The organism is Dyadobacter sp. CY323 (assembly GCF_021390245.1).
Lineage (GTDB): Bacteria > Bacteroidota > Bacteroidia > Cytophagales > Spirosomataceae > Dyadobacter.
Window position 1 is genome coordinate 22,842 of the sequence record NZ_JAJUXH010000018.1, and the last position, 25,178, is coordinate 48,019.

Annotated in this window: 19 protein-coding genes; 5 read left to right on the top strand and 14 right to left on the bottom strand. The window is 45.2% G+C overall.

Annotation, left to right across the window (positions count from 1 at the left end):
- Positions 1-81 precede the first annotated feature (81 nt).
- From LZG72_RS21640 to LZG72_RS21685, 10 genes are all read right to left on the bottom strand, one after another.
- Positions 82-495 carry a Dabb family protein gene (locus tag LZG72_RS21640; protein WP_233877044.1) on the bottom strand — a complete coding sequence of 138 codons (414 nt, stop codon included), beginning with the start codon at positions 493-495 and terminating at the stop codon, positions 82-84.
- A gap of 84 nt (positions 496-579) precedes the next feature.
- Positions 580-1,143, bottom strand: coding sequence for a DUF1697 domain-containing protein (locus LZG72_RS21645; RefSeq protein WP_233877045.1), 564 nt, complete (start codon positions 1,141-1,143; stop codon positions 580-582).
- 507 nt (positions 1,144-1,650) lie between these two features.
- On the bottom strand, positions 1,651-2,133 hold the full coding sequence (locus LZG72_RS21650) for a DUF6934 family protein (protein WP_233877047.1): 483 nt from the start codon (positions 2,131-2,133) through the stop codon (positions 1,651-1,653).
- A gap of 88 nt (positions 2,134-2,221) precedes the next feature.
- On the bottom strand, positions 2,222-3,220 hold the full coding sequence (locus LZG72_RS21655; RefSeq protein ID WP_233877322.1) for a PmoA family protein: 999 nt from the start codon (positions 3,218-3,220) through the stop codon (positions 2,222-2,224).
- An 89-nt stretch (positions 3,221-3,309) separates the two neighbouring features.
- A complete protein-coding gene (locus LZG72_RS21660; protein WP_233877049.1) occupies positions 3,310-4,650 on the bottom strand; it encodes a Gfo/Idh/MocA family protein in 1,341 nt (446 codons plus the stop codon).
- A 123-nt stretch (positions 4,651-4,773) separates the two neighbouring features.
- Positions 4,774-6,102 (bottom strand): DUF1080 domain-containing protein, encoded by a 1,329-nt coding sequence (locus tag LZG72_RS21665; RefSeq protein ID WP_233877324.1) that lies wholly within the window; start codon positions 6,100-6,102, stop codon positions 4,774-4,776.
- 240 nt (positions 6,103-6,342) lie between these two features.
- Positions 6,343-7,272 carry a sugar phosphate isomerase/epimerase gene (locus LZG72_RS21670; RefSeq protein ID WP_233877051.1) on the bottom strand — a complete coding sequence of 310 codons (930 nt, stop codon included), beginning with the start codon at positions 7,270-7,272 and terminating at the stop codon, positions 6,343-6,345.
- 121 nt (positions 7,273-7,393) lie between these two features.
- Positions 7,394-9,052, bottom strand: a complete 1,659-nt coding sequence (locus LZG72_RS21675; RefSeq protein WP_233877052.1) for a RagB/SusD family nutrient uptake outer membrane protein — start codon at positions 9,050-9,052, stop codon at positions 7,394-7,396.
- A 51-nt stretch (positions 9,053-9,103) separates the two neighbouring features.
- Positions 9,104-12,133, bottom strand: coding sequence for a TonB-dependent receptor (locus LZG72_RS21680; protein ID WP_233877326.1), 3,030 nt, complete (start codon positions 12,131-12,133; stop codon positions 9,104-9,106).
- Positions 12,134-12,695: 562 nt separating this feature from the next.
- Positions 12,696-13,076 (bottom strand): hypothetical protein, encoded by a 381-nt coding sequence (locus LZG72_RS21685; RefSeq protein WP_233877054.1) that lies wholly within the window; start codon positions 13,074-13,076, stop codon positions 12,696-12,698.
- A 260-nt stretch (positions 13,077-13,336) separates the two neighbouring features.
- Between LZG72_RS21685 and LZG72_RS21690 the strand changes: the two genes are divergently transcribed.
- The 3 genes from LZG72_RS21690 (at position 13,337) to alaS (ending at position 19,565) form a co-directional block, all read left to right on the top strand.
- Positions 13,337-16,150 carry a glycoside hydrolase family 9 protein gene (locus LZG72_RS21690; RefSeq protein ID WP_233877056.1) on the top strand — a complete coding sequence of 938 codons (2,814 nt, stop codon included), beginning with the start codon at positions 13,337-13,339 and terminating at the stop codon, positions 16,148-16,150.
- 140 nt (positions 16,151-16,290) lie between these two features.
- The gene (locus LZG72_RS21695; protein WP_233877058.1) at positions 16,291-16,848 is read left to right on the top strand and encodes an RNA polymerase sigma factor; all 558 of its coding nucleotides are present in this window, start codon (positions 16,291-16,293) and stop codon (positions 16,846-16,848) included.
- Between the two features lie 71 nt (positions 16,849-16,919).
- Positions 16,920-19,565 (top strand): alanine--tRNA ligase, encoded by a 2,646-nt coding sequence (alaS, locus tag LZG72_RS21700; protein ID WP_233877060.1) that lies wholly within the window; start codon positions 16,920-16,922, stop codon positions 19,563-19,565.
- An 88-nt stretch (positions 19,566-19,653) separates the two neighbouring features.
- Here the strand turns inward: alaS and LZG72_RS21705 are convergent, their stop codons facing one another.
- From LZG72_RS21705 to LZG72_RS21715, 3 genes are all read right to left on the bottom strand, one after another.
- Positions 19,654-20,139, bottom strand: a complete 486-nt coding sequence (locus tag LZG72_RS21705) for a CHRD domain-containing protein (protein ID WP_233877062.1) — start codon at positions 20,137-20,139, stop codon at positions 19,654-19,656.
- A gap of 104 nt (positions 20,140-20,243) precedes the next feature.
- Positions 20,244-21,158, bottom strand: coding sequence for a lysophospholipid acyltransferase family protein (locus tag LZG72_RS21710; protein ID WP_233877064.1), 915 nt, complete (start codon positions 21,156-21,158; stop codon positions 20,244-20,246).
- Positions 21,158-22,258 (bottom strand): hypothetical protein, encoded by a 1,101-nt coding sequence (locus LZG72_RS21715; RefSeq protein ID WP_233877066.1) that lies wholly within the window; start codon positions 22,256-22,258, stop codon positions 21,158-21,160. The genes LZG72_RS21710 and LZG72_RS21715 overlap by 1 nt, the downstream gene beginning before the upstream one ends.
- A 200-nt stretch (positions 22,259-22,458) precedes the next feature.
- On the opposite strand from LZG72_RS21715, the gene LZG72_RS21720 reads away from it, so the two are divergent.
- Both LZG72_RS21720 and LZG72_RS21725 read left to right on the top strand, forming a co-directional pair.
- Positions 22,459-22,722, top strand: coding sequence for a hypothetical protein (locus LZG72_RS21720; RefSeq protein WP_233877068.1), 264 nt, complete (start codon positions 22,459-22,461; stop codon positions 22,720-22,722).
- Positions 22,715-23,335, top strand: coding sequence for a zeta toxin family protein (locus LZG72_RS21725; protein ID WP_233877070.1), 621 nt, complete (start codon positions 22,715-22,717; stop codon positions 23,333-23,335). The genes LZG72_RS21720 and LZG72_RS21725 overlap by 8 nt, the downstream gene beginning before the upstream one ends.
- 11 nt (positions 23,336-23,346) lie before the next feature.
- Here the strand turns inward: LZG72_RS21725 and LZG72_RS21730 are convergent, their stop codons facing one another.
- On the bottom strand, positions 23,347-25,167 hold the full coding sequence (locus tag LZG72_RS21730; protein WP_233877072.1) for an STN and carboxypeptidase regulatory-like domain-containing protein: 1,821 nt from the start codon (positions 25,165-25,167) through the stop codon (positions 23,347-23,349).
- Positions 25,168-25,178 lie beyond the last annotated feature (11 nt).

The following is a 25,178-nucleotide window of genomic DNA, read 5'->3' on the forward strand; positions in this document are numbered from 1 at the left end:
GGCAGTCGGCTTTCGGCGGTCAGCGGTCGATCGCATTTTTGACAGCAGAACCGTTTGCCGAAAGCCGATCGCCGAAGTCTTCTATGCTACTTTCTTCGGCCCCACCGAATCATAAACAATCACCTTCTCCCACAAATGTGAGTATTCCTTGATGAAATCGAGGTGGATCGGGTGTGTCTGATAAATCTCTTCTTCTATAATATTTTTAAAAAAGCACATCCAGGAAAACGTGTAGTCCCGAACAATCACCGAACGGTTTGTCTCAGCGGGCTTACCGATGTGAACGTACTGGATCGTGGGAACTTTTGCCAGCTTGTGCAACCCCTCGAGTAACTTGGCTTCCTCCTGGGCGTTATTTGGATTTTTAAGGTAGAAATAAACGTGATGGATGAATAGCTCCTTTGTTTTTTCCGGTTCGGCGGCGAGGGGCGAAACTGCGGCAATAGTCGCCAGACCTGCATTTTGTAAAAACTTGCGTCTTGATTTGTCTTTCATGATTAGGTAAAGATATCCTATCCGAGATGATGAGTAATATGATTAAATGTCAAGAATACAATTTCTTCGCCCATTATCAAAGTTTCAGGCATTTTTAGCGACTTCTTCACCCAACCTTACAAGCTCTGTGACTGTTTTCCAATTTCGGGTCGTCGCCTTCTGTTTAAGTTTATTTTCAAAAAAATTATTGTTCAGTTTCGTTTTCCCATAGCCATCCGGACAAAACAAGTAGATCGCGTTTCCGGAAAAAATGAATTCGTCGGGTAAATATTTCTCTGTTTCGATCTTACTTACTTTTTCCAGGTCAGGACTATCAGAAAGAAAGGTCACGTGCAAATTGGCATTTTCCTCATTTCGGGATTTCAGAAAAGGATTATGTTCAAAAACCTTTCTGACTGTTTCCAAATCGAGAACGATAACAGGTACCGTCATTTTAAGCTGATCATTCAATTCCTTTTCGATCAATCTGGCGAGCTTTTCGGTTTCGGATGCTTTGTAATTAAAAATCACATTACCGCTCTGGATATACGTTTTAACGTCTTCAAAGCCGGCATCTCCCAACAGCTTCTGTAAAACCGGCATTTTGAGCATATTGCTCCCACTGACATTGATACCCCGTAAAATTGCTATGTAAGTTTCCCTTGCCATTTCGATAGGAATGATTAACCATTCACTTTATGAATAAACTAAATTATCTGGAATGTCACATCACAACTTTAAATAGCGGTGAAGCGTCACACCCACCTCATAAACATCCGGAAGAAGAAATACTGATTATAAAAGAAGGAAAGGAATTGTGGAAGCCTTGGTAAACGGCCAAATGAAAATCGTAAGTGCCGGCTCGGTGATTTGTCAGGCTTCCAATCATATGCAATGAAAATACGGGAAATACTCCGGCGACTTACTATGTATTCAGCTGGCATTCGCCGGGACAAAGAACTAATGAAGGTTATTTTGCTGAGAGTTTCGTTTTAATAACTCAGCAGGAATGGGGTACCTTTCAAGAATTGATTTCATTTTTTCCATCTTTCTTGAAAAAAATGCGTCAATTTTTTCTTCTTTGGTTTGGTCAATATCCGAAGACACTTTGATCGACTGTCCCTTTAATGCTCTTGTTCGCATATCATTTGGTTTATTAATGTTTGAAAATACAGATTATTTCAGATACATCAAAAAGGCATCATACCTTCCGCCCATTTGAAACTCAATCCATTCTCCTTCCCAATCTGGATATTCGCCAATAAAATTCTGTCCTAAATCACGATCCGCTTTTAAGCCAAAAATATGATAACGATTAAGAAGGTATTCAAGATTTTGGCCGATACCCATTTGATATTTTCTTGTTCTGGCTGCTGAACTTCCCGTTGCGAAGATGTATGCTTTTGGATTATCCTGTAAAAAATCAAAAACGGTATATGCAACAGTTGCTAGAATTTGGTTCATGTCGCCATTTCTTATTTGAATTAGGTCGTCCATCTGCTCGGCATTGGCGTCCCAAACTCCAAATCCCAAGTTATAAGAATCACCTCCCATGAAAGTGAAGATGACCCAGATTTCAATTTTACCTTGACCTCCCGCGCTAAAAAATTTGTACTTAGTACGGTTCAATTGAACTACGTCATACCTCTTTATATCCATTTGTTAAAGCGTGCGTTTCGGCAAGCCTCAATATAAAAAAATAGCCCCGGCGAGGCCGGGGCTATTTAACTAATGGTTTTTCTATTTATTAATAGTTCGTCTTCGCGTAGGCGGCTGCCATTTCGTTTAATGCAGCGTCTTTCAAATGCTCGGACGCGATCACCATACGGTACCGGAATGTGGTGGATTCACCTTTTTTCAATTTGAAATTCAGTGTTTCTTTCCCGTCACTTAACGCTTTCATTCCCAGCGGGTTCACAGCAAATAAGCCGTAACCTCTTGCATGCCAATAAGCAGGATAACCTACATTTTTAGGATGGTCTATAATCGCCACACTGATATTTTCATCCTTCATTTTGCCAGTCAGGTTGCACCAGATAGCCCGTTTTCCCCAAACAGCCTCACCTTCGATGCCGTTGCTGTTTCGATAATTTCCGGAGATTCCTTCATTGTTCATTACCGGTACTTTCGTTGCGATGCCAGCGGCATCTGTGAAAATTTCCGGTTTGTTTGAAGGAAGTTCCAGCTCGCGAGCCACCCGTATTGCATACATCCCATCTTTTATATCAGGCATTGCCACCTCCTCCAATACGGCCGTCAAAGTTGTGGAACGATCGATAATGCGCGTATCGCCTTTACCACTGAAAACATACGTGGTCGTTTCTTTCAGGGTCAGCGTCCCGCTTTTGTCCACCCAGTCGGCAGTTACTTTCAGCTCTCCTCTTTCTTTTCCACTTTTTACGGAAGTAATGCCGGTATGGATGATCGTCCCATATGCGCGTTTCGCATGATCCACTGCATCTGAATTGTTCCAGTAGTCGTTTCCATTGACGTCCTCATAATTCAGCCAGATACCCACGTGGTGCGGATGGTCGACGCGCTCGCCCGGACGCGGATCCAATGGCCAGCCCCGGGTAATCACCGTTCCCCGACCGGTTTGAATGGGGTACAGTACTGCCTTTTTCAAAACCTTTTCACCGGGATAGAAGTAAGATGTAAATGGTTTGCCATCAATTTTGACTTCAACCTTACTTTCCTTGTCATTCCTGACCAGATCAACTTTCTGCGCATGCACGATCGTCGCCATCGCTGCCAGCGAAAGTGTTGCAATTATTTTATTGGTATTTTTAAAATTCACGTCAGTCCGTCAGTTTATAAATCTTTGAATTTTAAACATTAACTCAAAACGATCTCTTTCTTTTTGTGATCCCAGCTCACTCTTTTGCCGGTATGCAAAGCTTGGGTAGCCATGATATTCGCCACTGAATGGTTAAAACCAACCCGTGCCGGCGCATTGGATTCCTTGCGGCTGCGGATACATTCCATCCAGTTTCGCATGTGAAGCGACGTCATCGGATCAGCTCCGGTGTTCGCGTCCGTCGCAATTTTATCGCCCGTCTTCAATGCCATTTCAGGAAGCAGATTTGCCTGCAGACCCATGGATTTCGCATCTTTTGCCTGCAAACCACCTTCTGGTGTGATCTTGTTCGTATCGAGGTTGATCATTCCGCCGTTGGAATAATAGTATTCCTTCACGCCGCCCGCCTCATTATTGAAACGCGAGGAATAGATCACCTGGAAACCCTTGCTTTTATCGTCAAAAGGGCCATATTCAAAGGCTGCGCTGAATGTATCTACATTAGTACGACCGTCTTTCCAGGTGTAAACACCACCATTTGCTACGACATTTCTTGGAGCTTCCAACCCTGAAAACCAGTGCACCGTATCAATCTGGTGGGCCATCCATTGTCCCGGAATACCCGATGAATAAGGATAAAATAAACGGAATTCAAGGTAAAAACGTGGGTTCCATGCTACTTTCGGACGGTTCAACAAAAAGCGGTCCCAATCCGTATCTTCTTTTCTGATCTGAGAAACAAGTTCTTTACGTCTCCACCGGCCAGGTTGGTTTACATTCCAGGTCATTTCAACCGTGGTAATGTCCCCGAATTTACCGGATTTGATGTATTCATAAGCCGCCCAGTAATTCGGCGCGCTTCTTCTTTGAGAACCTACCTGAACAATTTGTTTCGAAGCTTCTACCGCTTTCAATGCCACTTTCGCATCTTCCAGTGTTTCAGCAAACGGTTTTTCAACATATACATCCCGACCGGATTTCACCGCCTCGGCACAATGCAATGCATGTTGAAAATCAGCAGTACTGATGATCACAGCATCCACATCCTTGCGCCCAAGAAGTTCTTCATTATTACGAGCCTGGGCAAATTCAGTCGCGGCATACGGTTTCCCTTTCATAAATGCAGCAGCTTCATCACGGCGACGGTTCCAAAGATCGGAAACGCCCATAAATTCGAAATTCAATTCTTTTGCATGGTCCGAAAAACTGGGAGCCAGCGAACTTCTGAAACGATCGGAAAAACCGATGATGCCTACACGCACGCGGTCGTTTGCACCAATAATACGTTTGTAACTGGCAGCGCTGAATGCATTAGAACCTATTGCAACTCCTGCTGAGGCCAATGCTGTATTTTTCAAAAATTCCCTTCTACTGGTCATGATCGGATAATTTTCTTAAGTTAAATTTTGAATGTAATTCCCTGACTTTTATCGGCAATCAGTTGTAAATAATGGTTTGCCGATTATCTACTGTATTTTTCTGCCTTTTTTAAACGATACGGACTATTTGATTTCCCGGACTTTCAAACTGCGGAAAGAGACGTTATCGCCATGGTCCTGCAAAAGCAAATTCCCGCTCTGCGACATGCCAAAACCTTCAAAACCCTTAAATTTTGACTCGGCCACAAACTCCTTGAATTGCGGTGATCCACGCACGTATTCCACCACTTTATATCCATTCAGGAAATGCTGAACAGTGCCGTCTTTCTGAACCACAATGCGTCCCTGGTTCCATTCTCCGATTTTCTTCATTGAATTTTTAGGTCTGTCCGCAGGTATTACGTCATAAAAAGAAGCAATGGTACGGTTGCCGTTTTTCCCAAGTTTAGCATCCGGGTGCTTTTCATCATCGAGCACCTGGTATTCACAACCGATCCCCGATTTTCCTTTTGAATTAAATTTCTGATCAACAAAATACTTCACTCCGCTATTTGCCCCTTCCGTGAGTTTAAAATCAAATTCGAATTCAAATGCAGGTCCGAAAAGTTTTTTGGTAACAATGTCATTTCCAGTCTCAGAGCCGTCCGATTTGGAAATGGTAATGGTACCGTCGTTATGTGCCCAGCGTTTCGCAGGAAATTCAGTCCCGCCGTAGGAACGCCACTGATCCACCGATTTACCATCAAATAAAAGTGACCATCCCTGCGCCTTTTCAGCATTATCGAGCGCATTAGGGATCAAGTTTACGATCGAAATATTCGCAGGCGGACTCGGTTTGAGATTTGATGTTTTGATACGCACATTTTTCCAGCTAACCTGCGTCCCTTCCAGGTCTTTGTTACCGATGGCATGAACCTGCAGACAGATAAAACCGCTTGGCGTCATGTCGTCGATTACGTGGGCAATGGGTTTTCCATTTAAAAAAGTGCGGATCGAGGTTCCGATTGCTTCAATACGATATTTATTCCACTCATCCTTCATAAATGCTTTTTTGCCTTCGGGATTCAGGTCGAGCGGATAGAGCCAGCCACGCCGTGCCTCGTCGTACAAACCGGCTGAATAGGCGCGATCACTCGGATCGATCTCCACCTGATACCCATGTACGCGTCCATTCTGATACTCAGGCGTAGAAAGGCTGCGGATCTGAATGCCTGAATTGAGTTTATTATCGACTTTTACATCACATTCAAAAATAAAATCCCCATAGTTTTTCTCCGTTGTCAGGAAAGAATTAGGAGTTCCCATCACCGAAGTACCGACAATCGCGCCGTCTTTCACCTCATATTTAGCCTTTCCATTCAGCTGTTTCCAACCACTCAGGTCTTTTCCATTGAATAAATCCTGCCACCCATCTTTGGATTTTTGCCCATAAACCTGAGTAAGGGTCGCCATTAAAAAAAGGCTTAGAAGCGTAAATCTGTATTTTTTCATTTGAAAACTAAAATGTGTTTATCCGTTATCTCGTATAACGATTTTTTTAAGGAAGTACCCTTACAAAGTAGGCCCTCTAAATCTCCCAGAGGGAAAGTTGGTATCCGGAAAATGCCCTCTAAATCTCCCGAAGGGAGACTTGTTCTAACTAACGCAATTAAAAGTCTCCTTATGGAGAATTAGAGGCAACATCGAAGTCCTCTAAATCGGATACTTCAAACTCTCAGTAATATACTTTTTATTAATCTCCGCACAGACCAGCGGCGATTTTTCTGCATCAGGCACTCCGTCCAGTTCGATCACCGCCCAGCCTTTGAATTTAATTTTGTCCAAAGCCTTAAAAACCGCGGGTACATCCACCCTACCCTGACCCAGCTCCACGAACTTATAGCCATTTTTGTTGTCCGCTGGTTTTGTATCCTTTAAATGCAGTGCGTGAAGAATACTTTTGTATTTCACGATCGCCTCGTGCGGTTCGCCCCCGCCTTGTTTGTAATGTGCAATGTCGAGCAGTAGTTTGATATAACGCGGGTCCATTTCCTGTACGATCACATCCACCTCCTCGGGCGTTTCCCCCAGTTGGTTCATGTGATTATGGTAAGTCGCCTGCACGCCCAGGTCGGCCGTCTGCTTTCCGATCTCATTCATGACCTGCGCCAGTTTTTTCAATTCTTCCGTATTCGGCTTCCGGTCTTTTGGACGGAGACTGTTTGTGAGCTGCAATGCACTGCCTCCCAATGCCTTTACAAAACTGGCATGAGCAACATGCGTATCAACTGTACTCTCGAATTTAGCGGGATCGATCTCCACGTTTCCACTCGAAAACATGGCAAGGGTAAGGTTGTTTTTCGTTAATGCATCTTTCAGTTCCGAAACCTTATTCCGGTACGGCCCAAATGTATTGGCGCGGAGTTGAATGCCTTTATATCCCAAACCGGCCAGCTCGGTAATTGCCTGCTCGTCTTTTCCGCCCCAGGTAATGGAGGAATAGCCTATTTTGATATCTCCTTTTTTCATGAGCGATTCCGCCCAGGCATTTTCAGCGAGCAATGCAGGAAGGCCCAATGCTGCCGCCGAGAGTGACAATGTTTTGAGAAAATCCCTGCGGTCGCTTAACTTATTCGAATTCATGTGATTACGGATTATATTAAATTTTTATCTATTCTGATATGGTCCTAAAATAAGAAAGTCCCTGAATCAGAGACTTTCCTGCTTTTCTTAAGATTATTTGTTAATACCGCATTCAAACCATCTAATACCCAGGATTTTGTGGAAAAACAGACTTACCATCCGTGGTTTTTGCACTCCGGTCGATCTGCGTCTGAGGAATTGGACGTAATGCGTGAAACGCTTGGATATTGGCAGCTTGCGGGTTGTATTTTTTCACGCGTTCAACCAAAAGTCCCCACCGTTTCAGATCCAGCCAGCGGGTTTGCTCGCCAGCCAGTTCGCGGGCACGTTCCTCCATCACCGCCTCCATGTTTACACTCGCCGCAGGTAGCAACATCGCATCTTTTTTCCCAGGCCAGCCTGCTCTGTAACGCACCACATTCAATGCAGTGGCAGCGTCCGCGGTTTTGCCTGTTTGTACCAATGCTTCGGCAAGCATCAGGTACACATCCGCCAAACGGAATGCAAAGTAATCGCGGCTACCTGGTTCATAAGTAAGGTCAGGGCGTTTTGTGTCAAAGAATTTTTGCAATGTCGGGAAAAGCGCCTCGGAATAACGGCTTGGAACGAGCACCTGATATGGTTTTTTGGCACGCTCAGCGGCAGTCATTTCATATCCGGGAATGAAAATCGCAGTATCCCCGGCAGCGAACGTCACTTTTGCTTTCGAGTCATCGAAAGATGCCGCATTGTAGGTGCCCGGGTTATTTGACTTCCAGGTGTCACGGAACGATTTCTTGTAACGCGAATCATTTACGCGGTCTTTGAAAACCGTATTCAACAGATAATCAGTAGGTCTGAGTCTTTTAAACGGGCGACCGTAAAACACATCCCGTTTCATACCCGGCTGCACATCATACTGCATACCAAAATACAGGTGAAGGCTGTTTCCTAATGCATTGGTCAACGGATCGGCTGTGTACTGAATGGCGAAAACGACTTCACTGTTGGTCTGGTTGTTTTCATCAAAAACACTTGCGAAATCATCCAGCAGCTTGTAACCATAAAGCGTGGTCACGTTGGTACATAATGCAGCGGCTTTTGTAAAATCGTCGGCAGCTTTTGCACTCGAGTACGCTTTGGCAAGATAAACTTTGGCGAGAAGCGTTTCGGCAGCCGGTTTGGTTGCCCGGCCATAGTCAGCCGATTGTGCTTTTGGTTCCAGATCTGCAATGGCTTCATTCAGATCTTTGATGATCGCCGTATACATTTCAGCATCGGTAGCTCTTTTTGTTTCCTTGGTAGGGATCAGCGTTTCTGTCATGCGAAGGTCCACGCCACCATATTGCTGATGCAGAATGTAGTACAAATGGGCGCGTACAAACTTTGCTTCCGCTATCCGCAGCTTTTTGGTGGCATCGGCCACTCCTTCCACTTTCGGGGCACGTTCAATTACCGCATTGGCAGTGTTAATGCCTTTGTAAAGTTCGTCCCAGGTAGTGGCCAGATAATCAACCGTCGGATTTAATTGACCGTCGTAAAAGTGAAAACCTTTGTAACCACCATCCGCCCCGGTTGCGTAAATGTCCGTTCCGAACTCGCTCATCGTAAGTCCCTGCTGGGTTCCGTAATAGAACCGGAGTGAAGAATATGCCGATTTCACCGCATCTTCAAAACCCTTAGGCGTATTGATATAATCGTTGCCGATGCCCGAAATGATCTCTTCATCCAGCGTGTCTTTACAGGATTGACCTGCCAGCATCAGGGCCATTAAACCCATTGCTACTATTCGTATATTCATTTTTCCAATCTTCATTTTCATCAATGTTTTAAAGCTTTTTAAATAGGCTTTTTAGAATTTAACATTCAAACCCACGGTGATCACCATCGTTGCAGGGGTAATTCCGGTGCCACCTGCCGCCAGGCCTGTCGACTCCGGGTCCACACCATTGTATTTGGTACGGTACTCCGACCAGATAAATGGCTGCTGAATGCTTGAATACAGTCTCAGTGATTCCATACCCATTTTTTTCGCCATTGTCGGTGTGAAAGTATATCCTACGTTGATGTTACGAAGCTTCACGAACGTTCCGTCGAAATAGGTAAGCGTACTTCCGTAAACCGGGAATTCCTGGTTACTTTTTGGCCTTGGGAATTCGTTGGTAGGATTGTTGGGCGTCCAGTAATCCACTTTGATCTGCTGATAACGTCCCGCCAAAGCATTGTTATCATTATGGAAAGTACTGCGGATCAGAGCTCCCACGCGAGCGTAAAAGAAGAATGAAAGGTCAAAGCCTTTGAAAGTAAAACGGTTGGTGATACCTCCGCTGAAATCAGGCACATCGGAGCCGATGATCTCACGGTCGTCCGCATTGATCTTGCCATCTCCATTGATATCCTTGATCTTGATCTGTCCCACTTCCGAAGCGAAAGATTTTGCAGCATCCGCTTCATTGGTCTGCCATATACCGATTTTCCGGTAATTATAAACCGTACTTAATGGACGACCGATAAACCAGCCGTTTCCGACGTCATCCACTTTACCATTATACAGCGACAGGATCGCTTCCGTGTTTTTGGTAAACTGGAAATCCGTAGTCCATTTGAAGCTTGATGCAGCGCTCACGTTGATGGTGGAAAAGCCAAGCTCGACACCTCGGTTACGTGTTTCGCCGACATTACGTGTCACTGCGCTGAAACCGGTAGAGCCAGGAAGCTGATCGGAAAGCAGCAGGTCGTTGGTATGCGTTTCATAAAATTCAAGAGAACCCTGGATCCTTCCGCTCAGGAAACTAAAATCTAGACCAATGTTGGAAGTTGAAGAAGATTCCCACCTCAGATCGGGGTTACCGATGGTATTCGGACGGTATCCGTAAGCAGGAGTTGCTCCCCAGGCATATGCCGTTCTACCCAGTAATCCCTGTGTTTGATACGGTGAAACCCCCTGGTTACCCACTTTGCCCCATCCTACACGCACTTTCAACAGATCCAGCCAGGTAACTGATTTCATAAATGGCTCATTGCTCAGGTTCCAGCCCACCGCTATACCCGGAAAGTTACCATACTTGCTGTTTTCCCCAAACCGGCTCGAACCATCACGACGGATTGTCAATGTCAAAAGATATTTATCATTGAAATCGTAGTTGATGCGACCCATGTACGAGTTGATCGTCCATTCCGTCAACGTACTTCCCACACCCAGGATGGAAGTGGCTGCACCTAAATTATAAAACGATTGCGTCTCAGCAGGAACACCTTGTACGTTGGTTGAATAACCTTCAAAATCATCTCTCTGGATGGAGTGAAGCAATGTGACGTTCAGGTTATGTTTTCCTGCAAAGGTTTTGTTGTAGTTCAAAATGTTTTCAAGTGTATAATTGAACCCGAAACCACTTGCACTGGCAGCTTGCGCATCCCCGAATTTCCTGGCATTGGTCCTAGCCCCTATAAACCGGCCACCTCTCTGAATCGTAAGGTCGGGACCGAAGTTAATGCGGTATTTCAAACCTTCCAAAATTTTAAATTCAGTGAAAAGACTGTTAAAAATGCGGTAACGTCTGATCTGGTCGATCTGAGCACCCGGAACGATTTCCGCCAGCGGGTTGGTCAGCAAGGCATCATTGGTTGGGGAAAAGATCAGGTTTCCAGCATCGTCGTAAGGTGCGGCCAGCGGATTTTGGTTGATCGTCATCCCGTATGTGTTCAAGCTTTCGCCATTTTTGATACTATACATCGAGTACGATGAAAGCCCCACTTTCAGCCAGCTGTTGATGTTGTGGTCAATGTTGGCACGGAGCGACATACGCGTAAAATCCAGCCCTTCCACAATACCTTTGTCTTTGAAATAACCCCCCGAAACGTAGAACTGGGTTTTGTCATTACCACCCTGTACACCCAACGAATGGTTTGTCATAATCCCGTTTTTCAGGATCAGGTCCTGCCAGTCGGTGTTGGTGCCGTTTGCGATTCCCTTCGCAACATTGGGGTCACCACCAAGCACCGCCACTTTCGCATCAGCGGCGGCGTCAACCGTACCCGTTGGAACGTCCTGGCCGGCAGCGTTTTTGTAGCCACCCGTTGCCCGGTATGCCTCGCGAACGAATTCTGCAAACTCAGATCCGTTAAACAATTCGATTTTATCCAATGCTTTGGATGCACCCACATAACCGTCGTAGCTCACGGTGGTTTTTCCTTTCACTGCGCCCCTTTTGGTACTCACGATAATTACCCCGTTGGCACCTCTCGCACCATAAATAGCCGTCGCCGTAGCATCTTTCAGCACTTCCATGGATTGAATGTCATTGGGGTTCATGTCTTCATACCCGGCCGACAATGGAATTCCGTCAACCACATACAAGGGATCATTACCTGCATTAAATGACCTTCTGCCCCGGATCAGGATCTTGGGCACACTACCCGGTTTCGAACCTGCCTGGGTTACGTCCACACCAGCGGCGCGGCCTTGCAAAGCCTGGCCAAGGTTGGTAATCGGCATCTCGTTGATCTCCTTAGAGCCCACAGAAGAGATTGCGCCGGTCGTCTGGCTCTTTTTCTGCGTACCATACCCTACAACCACCACTTCGCCCAGGGTTTTGAGATCACTGGTAAGTGCAATATCGATAACACTTCTCGATCCAACATTCACTTCCTGCGTTACAAAACCAACCGCAGAAAACACGAGAATGCCCCCATCATCAGGCACATCAATTTTGAAATTTCCATCCACATCGGTATTGGTACCACTCCGGCTTCCTTTCAGGACAACCGAAACGCCTGGAATGGGCATATTATCTTCCACCGCAGTAATTTTCCCCGTCACGGACTTGTCAATCGTTACGGATACGGCTAATTCATCCCTGCCAGCAGCGGCATTACCCGGCATGCCCACACTGGTACAAATTACACCGATCATGGCCCATCGCATGAAGCGCTGGCCGACAGTAGTAAAGTTTTTTTTCATACGACTTCGTTTAGTTACTAGTAAAAATTTTGGATTGTAAAATGCTTGACGAGATAATATGCGACCACCCTTACAAAAATATTGCTATTTTTTCATGGAATAATTAAATAAGTGACTGCGCGGTTACTTTCCGTCATTAATATTGTTTGGGGTGAATAAATGCACTGATTTAGAAAAGGGCTGGGATAGAATAATTCCAATAAGTCTACTATTTGTACAGATAGTACAATTTTCAACCGGAACTCAGAATATAGATTCGGCGAGAGAATCGGAAATAATCAGGCGCATTTATTTATGCAATCGTTGTCGGGAACGTTGCCATTGTTTGCCGGATCAAATAATTTGTTTATAAAATATTAACAAATACTGATACAATATTTGCTGCACAAACGACGATGTAGAGAAGTATTTTGGACTATACCAAGATAAAACAAGAATTAGTTTAAGGGAAATTGGTCAGAAATAACGTTTATGACCTCGGATCTCAAAGGTTTGAGAAGAGAAAATAGAAGATAAAAAAGAGAAAAGTAACGGACATAATCAGCAGGATTATACCTCTGATTGTGAAATTGCCGTCAGTTCGTGCAGTAGTGTTCGTTTCGCGGTCGCCCCTGATCTCCAAGGTGCTGCGAATCCTGCCCCATATTGAATTTACCTCCTGGTTAGACAGTGAGTCCAGCTTCCATTCAGATGCGATCAGTACAAGTTCTCGGGCTTTATCCACCGTGTCTTTTCTGGACGGATACTTCAATATCCAGTTTTCCCAAAACGAGCGTATGGGAGGATCGTCCGGGAATCGCACCCATCGAATGAAGAGGTTTTCCATCGCCAACTCCTCTGCCGATAACTCTGAAAACGGTTTCATTTTTTAGCGCATTAAATTTTCAGCCTCACCCGAATCAAGCACGATTGCAACATCCTGTTGTTAATTCTTTGTTAAGCTTTTCATAGAAAAAAGAATGCATAATGCGGTTTATACTCACTAATAATCGTGACAGATAAATTCCGCATGCAGGATTTTGCGAAATGCATGTGCAACAATTAATATAAATTTTTTAGTGAATAATAGCATATAGTTCAGAACCGATGGGAGTCTAGGCATAAAGACATACTAAAACCACTGTTATGCTTCGGATACTCAAATTACTCCTGGCCAGCTCGCTGCTCGCGCATCCTGCAATGCCTCAGAACAAGGTTCTCCCCAAAGGCGAAGCCGAGGACCCGGCCTCAAAAGACAAGGAATATGGGCCCGTTTTACCGGGTGTAGGCGACAGGAAAGTCGTTGACCAGAAGCCTCCCGAAATTACGCTCAGCCCGGTTTCGAAGAATGTGTTAAAACTTCGCATCAGCGAGCGATTCGACACAACCGGATGTTACGTTCCGGCCAAGTACACATTACATAGCCAGGATGACCCTGATTACCAGAACTCCGTAACTCCCTCCAAAATCGGGAGACATTCGCATGTTACCGGTTTGGAGCAAATTTCGGGCGCGCCGAAAATCGCATTCGAGCTTTTCCTGATTTTTGATAAACCATTTAAAAATGGAGATTCTTACCAACTGAAAACCGGTGCGTTCAGTGATCTGGCGGGAAATGCAACGTCCGTTGAAACTACTTTCACATTCTCGGATCTCGTGATCTACGACAATGTGAAAGTGAACCAGGTCGGTTATCTGCCTGATAGTCCTAAACTTGGAAAACTTGGCAACTTTCTTGGCGACGCCTGGTTTATGCCTATTAATCAGGTAAATCCGCCTGCATTTCAGATTGTGAATGCATCCGCGGAAGTCGCATTCAGCGGTGTCGCGGGATATCTCAAAAGTGACTCTTCATTTAGCGGCGAGATGGTTTTCGAGCTGGATTTTTCGAGTTTCACGACACCCGGGACATACTATATATATGTACCCGGTTTTGGCCGGTCACATGATTTTAAAATAGGTGCAGATGTGTACGATGAAACCTATTACCATGCTGCGAGAGCATTGTTTTTTCAGCGGTCAGGTGATTTAGGTGAATCAAATGCAGGCATATGGACGAGAAGCGGCCTGCCTGCGGTCACTGCCGAAATTCACAGCTCCCACAATGCGTCGCCGTTGTCCAGCCCGACCGATTATCCGCCCGGAACGACAATACCGATGCAAAAAGGCTGGCTCGACGCAGGTGACTACGGCCGGTATGTTCCCACCGCGGCAAGTGCATTGTTCACCCTTTTTACTGCATTTGAAATATATCCTTTGAAATTCCCTGACAATCATCTCAACATTCCTGAAAGCAACAACAACATACCTGATCTCCTCGACGAGCTGAAATACGAAACCGATTGGCTGAAACAAATGCAGGCTCCCGATGGTGGCGTTTATTTTCGGGTAACGCCTGCAACATGGTCACCCGGACTCCCGGGAGAAGAAAATAGTACCTTATTTGTTTCGGAAAAAACAACCCAATCGACCGCATTGTTTGCCGCGGCGATGGCGATGGCTTACCGGAATTTTAAACCGTACTTCCCGGTCTACGCGAATTCCTGTCTCGCTCAGGCAAAGCTGGCCTGGCAGTTTCTGAACGCTCATCAAACTGCCTCTGCTCCGGTGAATGTTCCTGGCATTTCCGCCGGACCTTATCCCGATCCCGAAGACCGCGATAACCGGGCCTGGGCCGCAGCAGAGCTCTATAAATCGACCGGCGACGTGGTTTATAATGAAGCTTTTCAAACATTTTACGCCCAGATCCCCCACCAATTCCATGCGACAATGAGCTGGCAGCAGCATACGGTAAAGTCAATTTGGGCTTATTCTACGACCACTTTTCCGACGAATGTGGCTTTCGTTTCAGAATTTAAAAGCAAGCTGGAATCTGAGGTTTTGGTTAATTATTTCAACCGGACCATGCAGACACATGCGTATCATGGAGCTTATCATCATTTTAAAGGATACATTGGTTACGGGAGTTTTGGAATGGCCCAAAGTTACGCCTTCGATTACATCATGTTCAGCCATCTTCTTGGTAAACCTGAGCTGCTGAACCTTGCCAAAATACAGATTGATATCCCGCTCGGTAACAATCCGTTATCACAAAGTTTTATTACAGGTATCGGGAAGAATGTTCCTAAATATCCATTACACTGGTCTACTGTTCCCGGAAAGTTTCCCAACCCCGTTCCCGGTGTTCCTGTTTTTGGGCCCGCTGCTTCACTTTTAATGAACAGGCCGTCCAGCTTTGCCATTCAGGATTCCTCAAACCTGTACCCTTACGGATTTAAAAAGGAAGATCCGTACCCTGTCCTCAGAAGGTATACCGACGCCCGACAAGCTGTTGAAATGTCTGAATTTACAGTTCAGGAAATCGCAGTGACTGCTGCTGTTTTCGCTTATTTCAGCTCCGTTACCACGATTCCGCTCCCGGTAAAATTGAAAAGTTTTCAGGCCAAAAGTCAGGAATGCAATGTGTTGCTCGAATGGGAAACGAGCGAGGAAATCCACGCAGATTACTTTTCGCTGGAAAGAAGCGAGGATGGGAAGCGGTTTAAAGAAATCGGCCGCCAGCGTGCAATTGGTAACATTGCAACCGGGCAACAATATAGCTTTACAGACACATTAGCTCAGTTACATAATTACTATCGATTGAAACAAGTCGATATCGATGGGAAATTCGAGTTTTCCAGGATTGCATTTGCAGAAAATCCATGCGCCGGGATCCGGGTAAATATTCATCAAAACAAATTGAATGTGTATGAGGTCCGGGCACACTCCTCCGTACAAGACCAAAACGGAATCCTCAAAGTATTTCTGTTTAATATATCGGGAATGCAGAAAAAAGCATTTGACCTAAAACAGAACGAAACACTCAAACTAAACGCAACGGATCTTCCACCCGGAGTCTATATTATCAAGATCATGCATGGAGATACGCCGGTTTACACAGGTAAAATTCCTGTTTTCTAACCCGCACATTTTTTTTCATCCAAACAAAATGTGCCGATAGATCAATCATTTCCACCGGACAATCGCGCGTCACGGGGCCGAACCTGATTGTTCTCTGCCGAGGACTTATTTTGCAAATCACACTATCACACTGATCGGATTTGCAAAACCAACCGGACTACAACAGGGAACAACTGATCAAACAAATTTCCGAGGGCAGTGTGAATGCGTTTGGTCAGCTATATAGAAAACAGCACGACCGGGTATATGCCAAAGTGCTCAAAATCACCAGGTGCACGGACCTGGCAGCCGACCTGACGCAGGATGTTTTCCTCCGGATCTGGGAGTATCGGCTTCGATTAAAAGATGTAAAATCCCTGGAAGGCTACATTTCTGCAATTTCTAAAAACGTGGCGATCGATGCGCTGAACCGTTTGGCCAGAGAGAATAATACGCTTTTGGAAATCAGGTACCGACGCTCCACAAGTGACGAACACCCGACCAATCAGCTTACCATTGAAGAATTTAATGCATTACTGGTTCAGGCCATTGAGCGGCTGCCATTGAAAAGAAAGCGCATTTTCATTTCCTGCAAAGTGGAAGGCCAGAGTCACAGCTATGTCGCGTCCAAATATGGGATTTCAACCGGCACCGTCAATGATCACATTGTGAAAGCGACGAAATCGATCCGAAAGTTTTTTAAATGCCGGGACGCCTGAATTGTTGCAAAAGAAAAGATCGCGTACTTTTGCCGCTATTTCCACAAGACACAGTACCCAAAATTTACGCAATGACCTCGCATCAAATACGTCAGGCTTTTCTTGATTTTTTCCGCAGTAAAGAACATTTAATCGTCCCGTCGGCACCACTAGTCGCTAAAAACGACCCTACCCTGATGTTCAACAACTCGGGTATGGCCCAGTTTAAGGATTTCTTTCTGGGTAATGGCACTCCCCCATCGCGCCGGATTGCGGATACGCAGAAATGTTTGCGGGTTTCGGGAAAACACAATGACTTGGAGGATGTTGGTTTTGATACTTACCACCATACCATGTTCGAAATGCTCGGAAACTGGTCTTTCGGTGATTATTTTAAAAAAGAAGCCATTTCGTGGGCGTGGGAGCTTTTGACGGAAGTATATAAACTTCCAAAAGACAGGTTATATGTGTCTGTTTTTGAAGGTGACGTGAAAGATGGCGTGCCGTTTGATCAGGAAGCGTGGGATTTATGGAAACCAATTGTCGGTGAAGACCGGATTATTCTTGGTAACAAAAAGGACAATTTCTGGGAAATGGGCGATACCGGCCCATGCGGACCTTGTTCTGAGATCCATATTGATTTGCGCCCGGTTGCCGATGTGGCGGAAGTTTCAGGAAAATCGCTTGTGAATAATGATCACCCGCAGGTGGTTGAGATCTGGAACCTGGTATTCATGCAGTTTGAACGCAAGGCAGACGGATCGCTAAACCCGTTGCCGGCCACGCATGTGGATACCGGTATGGGTTTCGAGCGGCTTTGCATGGCGGTTCAGGCGAAGATTTCAAATTACGATACGGACGTTTTCCAGAATACCATTCAGGTTTTGGAGACATTATCCGGCAAAAAATATGGGGACAGTAATGAGCCGTTTGCTGACATCGCGATGCGCGTCATTTCCGACCACATCCGGGCAGTTGCATTTGCGATTACTGACGGCCAGCTTCCTTCCAACAACAAGGCTGGTTATGTGATCCGCCGCATTTTGCGCCGTGCAGTACGTTATGGATATTCCTACCTGGGTTTTCAGGAGCCATTTTTCTACAAACTGGTATCTGTGCTTTCGGAGCAGTTCAAAGACGTTTTCCCCGAACTGAAATCGCAGGAAGAGTTTGTCGCAAAGGTAATCTTGGAAGAAGAAAAGAGCTTTTTGCGGACATTGGAATCTGGTTTAAAACGGCTTGACGTAATCACCGCTTTCATGAAAGAAAAAGCATTGAATACCATCGCCGGAGATGAAGTCTTTGAATTGAGCGACACATTTGGTTTCCCCGTGGACCTTACCGCATTGATCGCGAGAGAAAAAGGGTTTCAGATCGATGAAGTTGGTTTTCAGGACGCATTGGCCGAGCAGAAAAAACGCTCACGGCAGGATGCGGCCAAAGAAGCGACCGACTGGATCGAACTTCGTGAGGCTGATGGCGTTGAGTTTCTAGGATACGATTTCGAAGAAACGCACAGCCACATTACAAAGTACCGCAAGGTTAAAACGAAAACCGGCGACGAATATCACATTGTATTGGACCGCACTCCATTTTATGCTGAAATGGGCGGACAAGTTGGAGATACCGGCGTTTTGGTACTGAATGAGGAAGGAAAGACCGTTTCCATTGTCGATACCAAGAAAGAAAATGATCTTTTTGTACATATTTCAAAAGATAAAAACCTCGACGATGCATTGCAGAATGCGGGCATAATTACTGCGAAGATCGACATTGCGCGACGCGAAAAAATCAAGTCCAATCACTCGGCGACGCATTTAATGTTGTCTTCGATGCGTGAGGTTCTGGGTACGCATATCGGGCAAAAAGGTTCTTATCTGAATGACGAGGTACTCCGGTTCGACTTTTCACATTTCGCCAAAGTATCGGAGGAGGAATTGAAAAAAATCGAAGACCGGGTTAATGAAAAAATTCGGGAAGACATCCTGCTGGACGAGCGGAGAAATGTACCTATTCAGCAGGCGCTGGATCAGGGAGCAACTGCGACTTTCGGGGAAAAATATGGCGACTTTGTTCGCCTGATCATATTCGACCCTACTTTTTCATTCGAACTTTGTGGCGGGACACACGTTCCGTCTACCGGCAAAATCGGTGTTTTCAAATTCATTTCCGAGGGTTCGGTTTCTGCCGGCGTGCGCCGCGTGGAAGCGGTTACCGGCGAAAAGGCGCTGCTACTCATGCGCGAACAGGAAGAAACTTTGAACAAGATCAAGGATTTACTAAAAAACCCAACCGATCTGATCAAAGCCGTTGAAAACCTGATTGACGAAAAAACTTCATTACAGAAAAAGATCGCGGCACTGGAGAACGAGAAGATCCAGGCACTTAAAGCATCTTTAATCGAGGATCTGGAAGAACACAGCACATTCAACCTGATTGTGAAACAAGTGGATGTACCCTCGGCCGAGTCATTGAAACAACTGTCATACGAGCTGCGCGACCAGGTCGAAAATCTGATTGCCGTATTCGGCACTGAAATCGCCGGCAAACCACAGCTTTCGGTGTTCATTGCCGAGAATATCGTTCAGGAAACCGGTTTGAATGCAGGAAAGATCGTGAAAGAACTTGCCAAAGAAATCCGTGGCGGCGGCGGCGGTCAGCCATTTTTTGCAACTGCCGGCGGATCCGATTCGACCGGGCTGGAAAGTGCATTGGAAAAAGCCCGCGAGCTTTTTTAATACAAATCATTTATGATCAGCCATATAGCAAAAGAGCGGCTTCCATTCGGAGCCGCTCTTTTGCGTTGAGTAAATGCACTAAACTATCTTACTCCTCAGCTTTCAGCTGACCTCTGATCTCTCCATTCGGGTATTTTTTCGAATGGATGTCAACATAATACGAGCCCGATTTCAGATCGGCGACTTGTGCTTCTGTCAAAGTGTCTGTAAATGCAAAGGGTGAGGTAAAAGTTGTTCCAAAATCGATCACAACGGCTCCTGTCGAATCTGCAGAACCTTTGTGAATGTGCCAGGCAGTCGGAGTAAATGCCGAATCTGCGGCGGTGGAATCTCCGGATGTAGAATCGCTGTACATGATGTTGATCCTCAACACTCTGCTTTCCTGATCCAAGGTACCACCTACTGAACCTGTCGCCGTTGATGGATTAGCCGGTACTTCGTTTGCCCCTGAAAGTGTTGTACTTACTTTCAGCTCAGGCAGCACGGGAGTTGGGTCTGTTGTGTCATCGTCATCATTACATCCCGCAACCATCCCGGCGATTAAAAACACACCCAAAAATGCTAATTTTCTCATAATGCTTTGTTTTAGTAAACAATTGGTTTGGCTGCATCACGCTAAAATAGCAGTCCCATGAGGATCATAGTCAACAAAGTACTGACTATGAGAAAATTACAATTTCATAAAAAATCGGAAAACTGTGTAAAAAAGCAACCCTTTGCTGAATTTTGAGCCAGTTTCCCGATTTTAACATATTTTTTTCTTTCTAAAATACACTTCCAGCGATTATGAGACCATAGCCAAAGCTCAGGTTGCCGCTTTATAGTGCTTTCTAGTGATTGATAATACTGTCGCATAATCTGATTTTCGTCCATATTCTCCGGATTTTCGGCGAGTAGTTTAAAGCTAAAACGGTACCTGTTTCGCGCCTTTTTTTGTACGTCCAGGTACACCACAGCGCAATTCCTGCTGATTGCAATGCGTGCGGCACCCGGCTGAACAAACGTCTTCATATTCATAAATTCAAGATGGTTTTTTACCGGGCCTGCAGGTCGCTGATCGGCAATGGTGATGAAAATAGCGGGAGCTTTGTGATCCCATTTCAGTACCGTGCGGTACCAATCCGACTTAGGAACAAGTTTTATCCCGAACCGGCTACGCATTTTCAGCAGCTTTTTATCCAAAAAACGGTTCGTCAATGGGGAATATGCAGCCAGTACATCACATTTGGCTACTAATGGAAGTGCAAGCAAATATTCCCAATTACCATAATGCGACGCCATCAAAACGATATCCTTCTTATCGGCAATCAACCGATGGACCAGCTCCATGTTATCATAACTGACGAGCTTGTTGAAGTTTCCGGATTTCAACTGACCGATCAGAAAAGGTTCAACGATCAGATCAGCCAGGTGCCTGAAATATTTTTTGGACAAGAGTTTAATTTCATTTTCAGAAATTACAGGAAAGCACTCAGCGAGATTTTGCACGATCACTTTCTTGCGATATGCCCACAGGTTATTGAAGATCAGATAGATAAGATCCGCTACTGAACGCCAACCGGCAAGAGCCAGCCGCAATTTGACGTTCTCCATTAAAGAATGATCTGTAAACCTGCATTGAACCCGACATAAACACCCTGAAAATCCTTGGTTCCGGTATTTTTCCAGATGAATTTCTTGATGAAGTCATAGCTGTCTTCCCGTTCGTAACTGATATAGTTAAACGTGGGTCCGGCGAACACCTCAAACCGCTGACCGATCTTATATGCAGGCAAAATGCGCAGTGAATTTTTGAAATAACTTCCACCTTTAAAGTCTGTCAGAGTCTGACTGACCGCTTCCAGGTTGATGCGAAACGGATCAGCCACCGGAATATGCGCCCCTAACCCGGCCTCAACACCATACAACGGTTCGTCGTTGTCTTTGAGATTATAACCTACCCCGGCAATCCCATACAAAACCCGGCCTCCCGAGCGAAATGAAGCCATCGTGGTCACCGTTTCGTCAACCGACAAACTGATTGATTTCTCCCCGTTTTTGATGAAGTTAAAAAGCGCAATCGGGTAATCGCTGCTGTCGGCGATGTTGATGAAACCCGCCAGTTGCACCCCTTTCACTTTTTTGGCCACATTGGCGAATCCCGAAATCTGCGAATTCACGTTTTGTGCTTTATTTAAAAAACCTGCTAATTGAAACCCATTGCCGTGTTTTGTTGCAATATTGGTAAAACCGGCAACCTGACCGGAATTCACTGCACCCGTAAGATTCATGAAGCCAGCGATTTGCGCACCCTTTGCCTCATTTTTGATAATGTTGGCAAAACCGGCCACCTGTGCACCTGACGCATTGTTCCCGATCACATTAATCGCCCCGGCAATCTGGGTTCCACTCGCGGAGCCTCCAATAATGTTGGCGGCACCTGTGATTTGCGCACCTTTTGCATTTTCCTTAATCAAACTCGAAACTCCTGATAATGTAAAACCAGTTTCTGCCTTGGATAATCCGGCGACGGCGTGAAACGAAAATTGGTTGGTATAGCTTGCAGCTTTTTGGCCATTGGAACTGATTGGATATACAAACCCGATATGAATTCTGGCGGTGCTGTCGTCTTGCGCAAACGTGGCAAGTGACAGAAGTGAGAAAATTGTAAAAATTACGGCTGTTTTAACTTGGCTAAAAATGTGATTTCTCATGACAATGCATTTAAAAGATTTGAAATAAATGCATCCAGTATTCCAGAAGCTCCAATTGCAGGCCTTCAATCCGGTCTCCTTGCTGAATGCAAAGTATCGACAACGTGAGAGGAGGTTACCCTAATTTTTGGGGGAAGAATTTAATTTTTTTAAAGTTTTAAGTTGGTTAAATTTGACTTGACCATTTGTTATCAAAAACAATGATGAGGACAGAAGAAGAAATAAGGCTGAACGAAAGTGTGAAAAGGCTCAGATTGGAGACTTTCGAAAAAGGTTATCCATTTATGTTAGTGGACAACGAAATCGCGCCGGATGGATTTATTAACGAATACTCTGACGGTTCTATGAAGCTAATGAAACTAGGCGCGGATAATCAGACAATCATTGAAGTAAGATCATTAAACTCAACGGAAATTAATCAGGTTCGGAATAGACATGGATTGCGTCAATTCCATTATGCCTGAGTTATATGTTATAACCGGCCCAAATGGAGCCGGGAAATCCTCCAATGCCTTAGGCCTCCTTCCAGCTGGTCTTAGTTTGCCGGTTTTCGACGGAGACAAGATCTACTACCAGCTTCTAAATAAATACTACCAAGAGTGCAAAGTTCTAAAGTATGCGAAGGAAAAAGCTGCTTCGGAACTTGAATTGATCTTCCTGGAACAAGTTGATCTTTCGATGAAACTTCAAAAAAGTTATGCGTATGAAGGCCATTTTACAAATGAAAACTCCTGGTCTGTGATACGACGTTTTAGAGAAAATGGCTATAAAATTGTTATGATCTATTTAGCTCTTGAAAATGTCGCTTTATCCCTTCAAAGAGTGGCAACGAGAGTTTCTCAAAACGGTCACCATGTCCCTCCGCTAAATGTCTATGACAATTTCTTCGGAAACATTGCGATGTTAGATAAAAACCTGGCACTTATAAACCGCTTAATTGTACTAGATAATGGTGGCCCTTGTTATGTTCATATTTTGACGATCGACGAACAACAAGTAAGCTATAAAAGCGAAAATGAAATTCCCCAATGGCTAAGAAATAATATGCCAAATCTGCTACATATCCTTACAAACTAAGATTCAAATTTTCACAACCTCCCATAACGCCAGCTAATCCCGGCCTGCCAGCCAAACCAGGACATAAGCTTGTCGCTGAAATCGAATCCGGGATAACCTTTTGGTGGGAATGTTTTGTAGCCCGGCTTTTTTTCTTTCACTTCATTTTGATAAACCGAAAAAGAAGGTCCGGCGAAGAGTAAGAACCGTTTGTTCAGCTTGTAGGTAGCGGCGGTCTGGAAAGAAAACAGATATGGGACATTTTCCCAACTCCCCTGGAAAATGTTTTGGCTCGAAAGTTCGGTGAAGAAACCCGCTTTTTTGAATGGAAAAAATTCCCGGCCGATGCCCGCACCGAATACATATGCTTTTTTATCTGCTGCAGTCGAGGCTCCTGCGTTCAGGATGCTGTAAAACTTATGCGTCCCCATTTTCAATGCGATATTAAATGGGACAATTTCGCTCGCGTAAATGGAAATGTTGGACGTGCTTTTCTTGATAAAATTAAACAGTCCGAAACTCACTCCTGCCGAACTATCTGCTACATTCACAATTCCCAATTGTACTCCCTTCAAATGTTTCGCATAATTGGCAGAGCCGACTTGCAATCCATGAAAGCCCTGACCAGCGAAATTTAATGCAGAAGATACCTGAATGCCGCGCGACTTACCTTTAACCACATTTGCTGCTCCGGCAACCTGGATTCCGTCAAACTCTCCCGACACCTGATTGTATGCCCCCGAAACCTGAATTCCCTTCCCATTTTCGGTGATCAACCCGATTGCCCCGGAAATTTGTCCGCCTGCCAAGGCGCTTTTAGCCTGATTAATAAACCCGCTGACCTGAACGCCACTTACCTGTTTTTTAACTGAACCGCTGAAACCCGAAACTTGCACGCCATGCAGCGAATCGAGGATCTGGTTCAGAAAACCAGCCACTTGCACTCCTTTTACGTGTCCGGAAACCAGGTTGAATACGCCCGCGATCTGCGCATAACGAACATCCTGCTTGGAAATGTTGAAACCGCCGGCAACCTCCACGCCGCTCACCCCGGCAGTATACCCTCCCAAAAGATTGAGCGAAACCTTATTGACTACCTGCGAACTCATTCTTCCATGCGTTCCTAAACCCGGTGTTAACGAGGCCTGATACGGTAGCGAAACAAAGAATTTACTTATGTTCCGACTTTGAGCCCGCAATTTTGCCGATAAAAACAACCTTCCAAGCCAACTCGCTTCCCCTTCTGAATACCGGACGATCAGCGGATCGAGGTCAACTGCTTTTTGAGCGAGGCTTACCCGGATATGCGTGTTTTCCTGAGTAGCAATAACAATTGTCGTGTCACTGTATCCTACCTTGCTGATGGTAATGTTGATCGGAAAAGCCCGGTCTTTGATTCGGAGCCTGAAATGACCATTATCCTCGGAAAGTGTGGAGATCAGCAGTTTTCTTGAATAAATACTGGCATAGTCAACGGGGGCGCGGGTTTCCAGATCTTCCACGTAACCGTCGATATGGACCGTTCTTTCCTTTTCAGCCGGCAGAATGATCACGTAATCGCCTTTTTCCTTGAATTGATATTTCATCTTGAAAAGCTGGTCGAGCACATTGGCAACCGTCTTCCCCGTTGCCTGGACCGTGACCAGACTATCCCCGGGAACAAGGTTACTGTTGTACGAGAAATAGAATTTCCCCTGCTCTTCGATCATTTTCAAAACCTGAAAAACCGGTTGCCCTTTCACAGAAATGGTAACCGGTTTGTTCAGAAGGTTTTGAGCGACACCAAAATAAGGGATCACAATCAGTAATGCAGAGAGTCTCAGCCTCTTGAGTAAGTTAAAGGTCAAAATCATTCCGAAAGATA

Excerpts from the sequence above, each read along its gene's own strand:
- LZG72_RS21640 (WP_233877044.1), bottom strand. The coding sequence starts at position 495 with ATGAAAGACAAATCAAGACGCAAGTTTTTACAAAATGCAGGTCTGGCG.
- LZG72_RS21645 (WP_233877045.1), bottom strand. The coding sequence starts at position 1,143 with ATGGCAAGGGAAACTTACATAGCAATTTTACGGGGTATCAATGTCAGT.
- LZG72_RS21650 (WP_233877047.1), bottom strand. The coding sequence starts at position 2,133 with ATGGATATAAAGAGGTATGACGTAGTTCAATTGAACCGTACTAAGTAC.
- LZG72_RS21655 (WP_233877322.1), bottom strand. The coding sequence starts at position 3,220 with ATGGCGACGATCGTGCATGCGCAGAAAGTTGATCTGGTCAGGAATGAC.
- LZG72_RS21660 (WP_233877049.1), bottom strand. The coding sequence starts at position 4,650 with ATGACCAGTAGAAGGGAATTTTTGAAAAATACAGCATTGGCCTCAGCA.
- LZG72_RS21665 (WP_233877324.1), bottom strand. The coding sequence starts at position 6,102 with ATGGCGACCCTTACTCAGGTTTATGGGCAAAAATCCAAAGATGGGTGG.
- LZG72_RS21670 (WP_233877051.1), bottom strand. The coding sequence starts at position 7,272 with ATGAATTCGAATAAGTTAAGCGACCGCAGGGATTTTCTCAAAACATTG.
- LZG72_RS21675 (WP_233877052.1), bottom strand. The coding sequence starts at position 9,052 with ATGAATATACGAATAGTAGCAATGGGTTTAATGGCCCTGATGCTGGCA.
- LZG72_RS21680 (WP_233877326.1), bottom strand. The coding sequence starts at position 12,133 with ATGCCGGGTAATGCCGCTGCTGGCAGGGATGAATTAGCCGTATCCGTA.
- LZG72_RS21685 (WP_233877054.1), bottom strand. The coding sequence starts at position 13,076 with ATGAAACCGTTTTCAGAGTTATCGGCAGAGGAGTTGGCGATGGAAAAC.
- LZG72_RS21690 (WP_233877056.1), top strand. The coding sequence starts at position 13,337 with ATGCTTCGGATACTCAAATTACTCCTGGCCAGCTCGCTGCTCGCGCAT.
- alaS (WP_233877060.1), top strand. The coding sequence starts at position 16,920 with ATGACCTCGCATCAAATACGTCAGGCTTTTCTTGATTTTTTCCGCAGT.
- LZG72_RS21705 (WP_233877062.1), bottom strand. The coding sequence starts at position 20,139 with ATGAGAAAATTAGCATTTTTGGGTGTGTTTTTAATCGCCGGGATGGTT.
- LZG72_RS21710 (WP_233877064.1), bottom strand. The coding sequence starts at position 21,158 with ATGGAGAACGTCAAATTGCGGCTGGCTCTTGCCGGTTGGCGTTCAGTA.
- LZG72_RS21715 (WP_233877066.1), bottom strand. The coding sequence starts at position 22,258 with ATGAGAAATCACATTTTTAGCCAAGTTAAAACAGCCGTAATTTTTACA.
- LZG72_RS21720 (WP_233877068.1), top strand. The coding sequence starts at position 22,459 with ATGATGAGGACAGAAGAAGAAATAAGGCTGAACGAAAGTGTGAAAAGG.
- LZG72_RS21725 (WP_233877070.1), top strand. The coding sequence starts at position 22,715 with ATGCCTGAGTTATATGTTATAACCGGCCCAAATGGAGCCGGGAAATCC.
- LZG72_RS21730 (WP_233877072.1), bottom strand. The coding sequence starts at position 25,167 with ATGATTTTGACCTTTAACTTACTCAAGAGGCTGAGACTCTCTGCATTA.